The organism is Halomonas eurihalina (assembly GCF_008274785.1).
GTDB lineage: Bacteria > Pseudomonadota > Gammaproteobacteria > Pseudomonadales > Halomonadaceae > Halomonas > Halomonas eurihalina.
Genome location: NZ_VTPU01000031.1, coordinates 1 through 9,036 on the forward strand (window position 1 = coordinate 1; position 9,036 = coordinate 9,036).

The 9,036-nt window shown below is 62.5% G+C and carries 6 protein-coding genes and 3 tRNA genes; all 9 read right to left on the reverse strand.

The genetic code is table 11. From position 1 onward, the window contains the following. Window positions 1-188: 188 nt before the first annotated feature. Window positions 189-1,040: a DNA/RNA non-specific endonuclease gene (locus FZZ93_RS17985; protein ID WP_149323677.1), complete on the reverse strand. Its 852-nt coding sequence runs from the start codon at window positions 1,038-1,040 to the stop codon at window positions 189-191. Between the two features lie 55 nt (window positions 1,041-1,095). Then, window positions 1,096-1,371, reverse strand: coding sequence for an Lrp/AsnC family transcriptional regulator (locus FZZ93_RS17990; RefSeq protein WP_013333286.1), 276 nt, complete (start codon window positions 1,369-1,371; stop codon window positions 1,096-1,098). 90 nt (window positions 1,372-1,461) lie between these two features. After that, entirely contained in the window at window positions 1,462-3,024 is a 1,563-nt protein-coding gene (locus FZZ93_RS17995; protein WP_149323678.1) for a SpoVR family protein, read from the reverse strand. 20 nt (window positions 3,025-3,044) lie between these two features. Continuing rightward, on the reverse strand, window positions 3,045-4,331 hold the full coding sequence (locus tag FZZ93_RS18000) for a YeaH/YhbH family protein (protein ID WP_149323679.1): 1,287 nt from the start codon (window positions 4,329-4,331) through the stop codon (window positions 3,045-3,047). Window positions 4,332-4,476: 145 nt separating this feature from the next. Further along, window positions 4,477-6,399, reverse strand: coding sequence for a PrkA family serine protein kinase (locus tag FZZ93_RS18005; protein ID WP_149323680.1), 1,923 nt, complete (start codon window positions 6,397-6,399; stop codon window positions 4,477-4,479). Between the two features lie 190 nt (window positions 6,400-6,589). Next, window positions 6,590-8,602, reverse strand: coding sequence for an NADPH-dependent 2,4-dienoyl-CoA reductase (locus FZZ93_RS18010; RefSeq protein WP_149323681.1), 2,013 nt, complete (start codon window positions 8,600-8,602; stop codon window positions 6,590-6,592). A 164-nt stretch (window positions 8,603-8,766) separates the two neighbouring features. Next, a tRNA-Asp gene (locus tag FZZ93_RS18015) sits at window positions 8,767-8,843 on the reverse strand. A gap of 3 nt (window positions 8,844-8,846) precedes the next feature. Further along, a tRNA-Val gene (locus FZZ93_RS18020) sits at window positions 8,847-8,923 on the reverse strand. A 36-nt stretch (window positions 8,924-8,959) separates the two neighbouring features. Continuing rightward, window positions 8,960-9,036 (reverse strand) — tRNA-Asp (locus FZZ93_RS18025).

Below are 9,036 nucleotides of genomic sequence, written 5' to 3' on the forward strand. Positions count from 1 at the left end.
CGGAATTGGTAGACGCGCTAGCTTCAGGTGCTAGTGTCCTTACGGACGTGGAGGTTCAAGTCCTCTCCTGGGCACCACATCCCGCGTCATGCAGCTGTAGTTTCAAGAGCCTTTCAGAATATCCCTATTGGAAACCGCGACCTCGGATCGCGGTTTTTTTGTGTTCCCGATTCGTGCTTCCGGTTCGTTCAGAAGCGCCCCGGCAACCGCGAGACTTCCTCGAGCCCCCAGCCCTCGGTGGACACCCCAGCCTCCAGCGCCTCGGCTGCTGACGGCGAGAGCCGTGGAAAGAAATCCAGCCCGGTACGCGCCTCGATCTCGTCGATGCTGACCACGAAGCGGTCCAGGGGCTCGTCACCGTTCACGTCCTGGGGCATCACGAAAGCCAGGGCCCTCGGCTGCTCACCCGGCACCACCAGGATCTTGTAGAAGGCCTCCGGCACTTCCACCAGCCCCACACGATCGAGCATGCCCTGCAGGAAGTCGTCGTCGAATACCGGCCCGGTAATGACTTGCAAGTGGCCAAAACGCGGTACGAAGCGATCGATCACCACCTCCTCGAGACGCTGCCATAGCTGACGATTCAGATCCGGGCGCTGCGGAGTCATGTTGCTCATCAGAAAGGTATCGCGCTGAGCATCGCGGCCGTGCACGACGGCGATGGCATAGTTGGGCGCCAGATGCCCCCGGTCATAGCCGCTGTGCGAGTAACTGTCCGGCGTGACCGGCCAGAGGGAACGCCAGTCGCGCTGAAAGCCGGGGCGCTCCCCTGCCTGGGGATTGTCCACCGCACGCAGGGTATAGCTCGCCCATAACGAACTCACCCGCACATCCGACCAGCCGATCAGATAACCGTCGTTACGCAGCACTCGATGCAGACTCAGCGGCGTCAGCTCCGACCAGGTCGGCACGCCCATCCAGCTCAGCCGGTCGCGCACCTCGCGCTCCTGCATATACCAGAGCCCGCTGCCGACCGCCGCAAACAGCACGGCAATGCCGGCGCGCCGCATCATGCGGCGCAGGAAAGTATGACGAAACATTCAGGGAATCCGTTCCTGTCAGGGGCAAAGGCCGTCTCGTGACGGCCAAGCGGGCTTACCAACCGAGCGAGAACATGGTCTCGAGATCGTGGCGGGAGTGCACCTGCATGGCGTTGAGGGTCTCGGTCTCGCGAATGCCTTCTACTTCATCGAGTCGACCGGTCACCAGTTCGGCCAGGCTCTCGAAGTCCCGAGTACGGGCGATAGCCACCAGGTCGTAACGGCCACAAGTGGAAAAGACCTCGCTGATGCCCTCGACATCCGCCAGGCGCTCGGCCACCGACTGGATCTTGCCCTTCTCGGCATTGATCAGGATCACGGCATTCTGCATCGGGCACTCCTCGGCTGTCCTTGGCTGAACGACACGCGATGTAGCAAACCACCGCGACTGCGGCGATTATAGCAGTGTCACGCATCTCGATCAGCCAGACTCGGGCGCGTCTTCACCCTCCGACAACGGCCAGTGATAGCGACGCACCACTTCGCCCTGATCCATCGACTCCAGCTTGACCGGGAATCCCCATAGCTGGTGCAGGTGACGCATCACCGGATAGACGCTGCGCGCCAGGGGGCGACGATGGTCCTGAACATGACGCAGTGTCAGCGAGCGATCACCACGGATGTCCGCCGAATAGACCTGAATATTGGGCTCGCGCACCGACAGGGCGTACTGGGCCGCCAGGGCCTCGCGGATGCGCCGATAGCCACGCTCATCGTGTATCGCGGCCACCTCGAGCATCTCGTCCTGGTCGTCATCCACCACCTTGAACAGCTTGAGGTCGCGAATCACCTTGGGCGACAGGAACTGCTGGACGAAGGACTCGTCCTTGAAGTTGCGCATGGCGAAGTGCAGCGTGTCGCGCCAGTCGCTACCGGCGATGTCCGGAAACCATTCGTAATCCTCCTCCGCGGGCTCTTCGCAGATGCGCCGGATATCGGAGAACATCGCAAACCCCAGAGCATAAGGATTGATGCCATTGAAGGCCGGGCTGTCGAAGGGCGGCTGCTGCACCACGGCGGTATGCGACTGGAGAAATTCCAGCATCAGCCCCTCGTCCACCACGCCATCGTCGAACATGCGATTCATCAGGGTGTAGTGCCAGAAGGTTGCCCAGCCCTCGTTCATCACCTGGGTCTGGCGTTGCGGATAAAAGTACTGAGCGAGCTTGCGCACGATACGCACCACCTCGCGCTGCCAGGGCGCCAGCAGCGGCGCATTCTTCTCGATGAAGTAGAGCAGGTTTTCCTGGGGCTCCGGTGGATAGCGCCCCCCTTCATGCAGCCCCAGCGGGTCTTCCTCGTCATCACCCTCGCCCAAGCCGTCGCCTACTGGCGCACGCCCCGGGATCGTTCGCCACAGGGTATTCACCTGCGCCTGAAGATAGGTCTCCCGCTCCTTCTGACGACGCTCCTCCTCCTCGGCGGAGATCGGCGAGGGCCGCTTGTAACGGTCGACCCCATGATTCTGCAGGGCATGACAGGCATCCAGCAGCTGCTCCACGGCGGTCACGCCATGACGCTCCTCGCACTCGGCGATATAACGGCGGGCAAACAGCAAGTAATCGACGATGGAGTCGGCGTCGGTCCAGGTACGGAACAGGTAGTTGCCCTTGAAGAAGGAGTTGTGCCCGTAGCAGGCGTGAGCCATCACCAGCACCTGCATCATCAGGGTGTTTTCTTCCATCAGGTAGGCAATGCAGGGGTTGGAGTTGATCACCAGCTCATAGGCCAGCCCCATCTGACCGCGTCGATAGGCCTGCTCCACGGCCAGGAACTGCTTGCCGAAGGACCAGTGATGGTAGCCCACCGGCATGCCGACACTGGCATAGGCATCCATCATCTGCTCGGTGGTGATGATTTCGATCTGGTTGGGATAGGTGTCCAGTCGATATTCATCGGCCAGACGCGCGATCTCCTCTTCGAACTCGGTGAGGATCTCGAAGCTCCAGTCGGAACCGGTGGCGATGGGCTTGCGTACGGTCATGCTGCCTCCTTGGCCTCGCCTCAGGACTGGGCGGCGCGGCGCCGGAACAACTCGCGGAACACCGGGTAGATGTCGCCGGCCTCGACGATCTGGCGCATGGCAAAGCGGTCGGCATACTCGGCCTCCACGCGCTCGTATTCCTCCCACAACGCCTGGTGGGCATGCGGGGTGATCTCGACATAGGTGAAATACTGCAGCCTCGGCATCAGCGACTTCACCAGCAGATCGCGGCAGGTCAGGGAGTCGTCGTCCCAGTTGTCGCCATCGGATGCCTGGGCCACGTAGAGGTTCCACTGGCTCGGCGGATAGCGCGCCTCGATGATCTCGTCGACCAGCGTCAGGGCGCTCGAGACGATGGTGCCGCCGGTCTCCCGGGAATAGAAGAACTCCTCCTCGTCGACTTCCTTGGCGGCGGTGTGGTGACGCACGAAGACCAGCTCGACCCGCTCGTAGTTGCGCTCCAGGAAGAGGTAGAGCAGCAGGAAGAAACGCTTGGCGATGTCCTTGTGGGCCTGGGTCATCGACCCGGAGACATCCATCACGCAGAACATCACCGCCTTGCTGGACGGCTGGGGCTGATTGATCACATTGTTGTAGCGCAGATCATAGGTATCGATGAAGGGTACCGCCTCCAGGCGCTTCTCGAGACGCTCGATCTCGGCCTTGAGCTCGTCGATACGCGCCGGATTGCGCAGTACCGGGTCCTTGCGCTCCTCGGCTTCCAGCGCTTCCCGCGCCTCGCGCAACGCACGCTTGATCGGACCGCGCATGGCGATGCGACGGGCATGCGCCTCACGCATGGAGCGCACGATATTGATCCGCGCCGGCACCCCGTCCCGCGTCAGGCCAGCGCGCACCGGCTTGACCTCGTCGAGATCGACCAGTTGCTTGCGCTCCAGATGCGGCAATTCCAGGCCATCGAAGACGAAATCCAGGAACTCCTCGCGGGTCAGGCTGAAGGCGAACTCGTCCATGCCCTCGCCCTGATTCGAAGCGCCGCCCTCGCCGGCGCCGTCACCGCCGCCACCACCTCCGGGTCGACGCAGCCGATCCCCCTCGACGAATTCCTTGTTGCCTGGTGCGATGATCGAGCGCCGCCCGCCGGGACCGTGCTGGAACACCGGCTCGGAAATGTCACGGGTCGGTATCGAGACCTTTTCGCCACGCCCCATGTCGGTGATGGAGCGGCGGTTGACCGCCTCCTCGACGGACCGCTTGATATGACTGCGATAACGATCGAGGAACCGCTGGCGGTTGACCGCACTCTTGTTCTTGGCGTTGGCCCGACGGTCGATGAAATAGCTCATGCTGACCTCCTCTGGGCGCTGCTCACCACGGGGAACGACGGCCCAGACCGACTTCCCCGCTCGTAGCGTTGCGGCAGCGAGAAGCGAGCGGCGAGCTTCGAAGCTCGGTGACTGAAAGCTCGCATCTCGCGGCTCGTAGCTCAGGCTACTGCGACTTGCGCACCCTCAGATACCACTCGGAGAGCAGCCGTACCTGCTTCTCGGTGTAGCCGCGGTCGACCATGCGCGCCACGAAGTCCTCGTGCTTCTTCTGGTCGGCCGTCGATGCCTTGGCGTTGAAGGAGATCACCGGCAGCAACTCCTCGGTGTTGGCGAACATCTTGTGTTCGATCACCCCACGCAGCTTCTCGTAGGACTGCCAGCTCGGATTCATGCCATTGTTCTGGGCCCGGGCCCTGAGCACGAAATTCACCACCTCGTGACGGAAATCCTTGGGATTGGAGATCCCCGCCGGCTTCTCGATCTTCTCCAGCTCCTCGTTGAGAGACTGGCGGTCGAACAGCTCGCCGGTCTCGGGATCGCGGTACTCCTGATCCTGGATCCAGAAATCAGCATAGGTGACATAGCGATCGAAGATGTTCTGACCATACTCGGAGTACGACTCCAGATAGGCCGTCTGGATCTCCTTGCCAATGAAGTCGACATAGCGCGGCGCCAGGAACTCCTTGATATAGCGCAGATAACGCTCGAAGGTCTCGCGCGGCAACTGCTCCTGCTCGAGGCGCTGCTCGAGCACGTAGAGCAGGTGCACCGGGTTGGCGGCCACCTCGTGGTTGTCGAAGTTGAACACCTTGGACAGGATCTTGAAGGCGAAGCGGGTAGAGAGGCCGTCCATCCCCTCGTCCACACCGGCATTGTCGCGATACTCCTGGATCGACTTGGCCTTGGGATCAGTGTCCTTGAGGTTCTCGCCGTCGTAGACTCGCATCTTGGAGTAGACGCTGGAATTCTCCGGCTCCTTGAGCCGCGAGAGCACCGAGAACTGCGCCAGCATGCGTAGAGTATCCGGCGCACACGGAGCCTCATTGAGCGAGGAGTGCTCGAGCAGCTTCTTGTAGATGTTGATTTCCTCGCTGACCCTCAGGCAATACGGCACCTTGACGATATAGACGCGGTCGAGGAAGGCCTCGTTATTACGGTTATTGCGGAAGGTCTGCCACTCGCTCTCGTTGGAGTGCGCCAGGATGATGCCGTCAAAGGGAATGGCCCCCATCCCCTCCGTGGGGTTGTAGTTGGCCTCCTGAGTGGCGGTAAGCAACGGATGCAGCACCTTGATCGGCGCCTTGAACATCTCGACGAATTCCATCAGCCCCTGGTTGGCCTTGCACAGCCCGCCCGAGAAGCTGTAGGCATCGGGATCGTCCTGTGAGTAGAGCTCCAGCTGGCGGATATCGACCTTGCCGACCAGCGAGGAGATATCCTGGTTGTTCTCGTCGCCCGGCTCGGTCTTGGAGATGGCGATCTGATTGAGCCGCGACGGATAAAGGCGCACGACCCGGAACTGGGAAAGGTCGCCACCGAACTCCTGAAGGCGCTTGGCCGCCCAGGGCGACATCACGCTCTTCAGGCAGCGCTGGGGAATACCATATTCCTTCTCCAGCAGCTCACCATCTTCCTCGGGCGAGAACAGGCCAAGCGGCGACTCCTGCACCGGCGATCCCTTGATGGCATAGAAAGGCACTCGCTCCATCAGCAGCTTGAGGCGCTCGGCGAGCGACGACTTGCCACCGCCGACCGGCCCCAGCAAGTAGAGGATCTGCTTGCGCTCCTCAAGGCCCTGGGCGGCATGCCGGAAGTAGGCAACGATCTGCTCGATGGCCTCTTCCATGCCGTAGAACTCCTCGAAGGCAGGATAGCGACGAATCACCTTGTTCGAGAAGATCCGCGCCAGTCTCGGATCCTTGGCGGTATCGATCACCTCGGGCTCGCCGATGGCCTCCAGTATGCGCTCGGCGGCGTTGACATAGGCCGAAGGCTGCTCCCGACAGAGTTCCAGGTACTCCTGCAGGGTCATCTCTTCCTGCTGGGTACGGGCATAGCGGTTCTGCACATGATCGAAGATGCTCATCGAAGCCTCCTTTAGACCCGGCGCCCCGGCTATGACTGTCGGCGGCGAACCTGCCGGGGATCGCTAAGTTCAGCGTAGACAGTATTAGCTGGTAACGATTCTGTTGCCTTCAACGTTGCACAACCCTCCTATTCCCTATGAACCCCAAGCTGAGAACTTGTTTCGTTGAATTTCACTTCCTTGATACCTTTCAAAGTGACGCGGCCACCCGGGTCCCCTGGTCAATGGCCCGCTTGGCATCGAGTTCTGCCGCCTCATCGGCGCCCCCGATGACATGCACCGAGACGCCAGCCTCGCGCAGCGCCTCGAGGTCATCGAGCACCGATTCCTGACCGGCGCAGACCACCACCGTATCCACCTCGATCAGACGCGGCTCACCGTCCTGGCGAATGTGCAGGCCCTCGTCGTCGATTCCCACGTACTCGCACCCGACCAGCGTCTCGACGCCGCGGTGACGCAACGAAGCACGATGCACCCAGCCGGTGGTGGTCCCCAGCCCCTTGCCGGGCTTAGAGGTCTTGCGCTGCAGCAAGGTGACGCGGCGCGGCACCATCGGCGGGCGTGGCTCGCGCAACCCGCCCGGCATCGCCACCGTCAGGTCGACGCCCCATTCTTCACACCAGGCATCGACATCCAGGGCAGGATGCCCGGCATGGGTGAGCAACTCCGCCACGTCGAAGCCGATGCCGCCGGCCCCGATGATGGCCACACGAGGCCCGACCCGCTCGCTATGTACGATGGCCGCCGGGTAGGACATCACCTTGGGATGATCGATACCGGGCAACGCCAGCCGACGCGGCCGCACACCGGTCGCCAGGATCACCTCGTCGAAGGAGCTCAGCTCATGCACGCTGGGCGCCGTGCCGAGGCGCACGCTCACCTGATGCCTATCCAGCATCACCCGGAAGTAGCGCAGGGTCTCGTCGAACTCCTCCTTGCCGGGGATCCGCCGGGCATAGTTGAACTGGCCGCCCAGTTCGGACTGACGCTCGTACAGCGTCACCGCATGGCCCCTCTGGGCGGCGGTCACGGCGGCAGCCAGCCCGGCTGGCCCACCGCCCACCACGGCGATCGTCCGCGCCTTCTCGGCCGGCTCGATGACCAGCTCGGTCTCGTGGCAGGCCCGGGGGTTGACCAGGCAGGACGTCAACTTGCCCTGAAAGGTGTGATCCAGGCAGGCCTGGTTGCAGGCGATACAGGTATTGATTTCCTCGCTCCGGCCGTCCCTTGCTTTGGCGATCCAGGCCGGATCCGCCAGGAAGGGCCGCGCCATGGAGACCATATCGGCCCGCCCCTCGGCCAGCACCCGCTCGGCCACCTCGGGCATGTTGATGCGGTTGGTCGTGATCAACGGGATCGACAACGCATCGCGCATGCGGCGAGTCACCTCACTGAACGCCGCCCGCGGCACGCTGGTAACGATGGTCGGCACCCGCGCTTCGTGCCAGCCGATGCCGGTATTGACGACATCCGCCCCGGCCGTCTCCACGGCGCGCCCCAGCGCCACCACTTCCTCGAAGGTACTGCCCTCTTCGACCAGATCGATCATCGACAACCGGAAGATGATGAGAAAGTCATCGCCCAGCTCGGCGCGTATGCGCCGCACGATCTCCACCGCAAAACGGATGCGGTTTTCGAAGTCGCCCCCCCATTCATCCTCACGCCGATTGGTACGCCGGCAGATGAACTGATTAATGAGATAACCCTCGGAGCCCATGACCTCAACGCCGTCGTAGCCCGCTTCGCGCGCCAGACTGGCACAGCGCACATAGTCATCGATGGTCGAAGCGACCTCGTCGCGACTCAGTTCGCGTGGCGTCGACGGATTGATCGGCGCCTGAATCGGCGAAGGCGCCACCGGCTCGGGCGTATAGGCGTAACGCCCGGCATGCAGGATCTGCAGACAGATACGCCCCTGTTCGGCATGCACGGCATCGGTCACCCGGCGATGATCGGCCACCTGTTCGGGCCGTTCCAGGGTCGCCGCGCCCTGGAAGACCGCACCTTCAGGGTTCGGTGCAATGCCGCCGGTGACGATCAGCCCCACGCCCTCACGGGCGCGTTCGACATAGAAGGCAGCCAGGCGCTCGAAACCATTCGGCGCTTCTTCCAGGTTGGTATGCATCGAGCCCATCAGCACACGATTGGGCAGGGCCAGGCGTCCGAGCGTGATGGGACGGAAGAGATGCGGGTATGCAGTCACGGTCGAGTCCTCGTGGTCGGGCGTCGGAAATTCAAACAACTGTATGATAGTCGCTCGGGTTCCGCAAAGCCCGAGATTCGCCCAAGGAGGATAGTCGATCTCGACACGCGCGCATGCGAAAGGCCCCGAGTCTTTCGACTCGGGGCCTGGAATTCGTGAGCAGATGGCGGACCGGACGGGACTCGAACCCGCGACCTCCGGCGTGACAGGCCGGCATTCTAACCAACTGAACTACCGGTCCGCGTGGTGGGCGGTACTGGACTCGAACCAGTGACCCCCAGCATGTGAGGCTGGTGCTCTAACCAACTGAGCTAACCGCCCACGCGTTTACTGCCTGGATTGTTGCGCTTGTCATCGTGGCGGACCGGACGGGACTCGAACCCGCGACCTCCGGCGTGACAGGCCGGCATTCTAACCAACTGAACTACCGGTCC

What these genes read in the sequence shown, in the direction of transcription:
- FZZ93_RS17985 (WP_149323677.1), bottom strand. Translation starts at nt 1,040, where the DNA reads ATGTTTCGTCATACTTTCCTGCGCCGCATGATGCGGCGCGCCGGCATT.
- FZZ93_RS17990 (WP_013333286.1), bottom strand. Translation starts at nt 1,371, where the DNA reads ATGCAGAATGCCGTGATCCTGATCAATGCCGAGAAGGGCAAGATCCAG.
- FZZ93_RS17995 (WP_149323678.1), bottom strand. Translation starts at nt 3,024, where the DNA reads ATGACCGTACGCAAGCCCATCGCCACCGGTTCCGACTGGAGCTTCGAG.
- FZZ93_RS18000 (WP_149323679.1), bottom strand. Translation starts at nt 4,331, where the DNA reads ATGAGCTATTTCATCGACCGTCGGGCCAACGCCAAGAACAAGAGTGCG.
- FZZ93_RS18005 (WP_149323680.1), bottom strand. Translation starts at nt 6,399, where the DNA reads ATGAGCATCTTCGATCATGTGCAGAACCGCTATGCCCGTACCCAGCAG.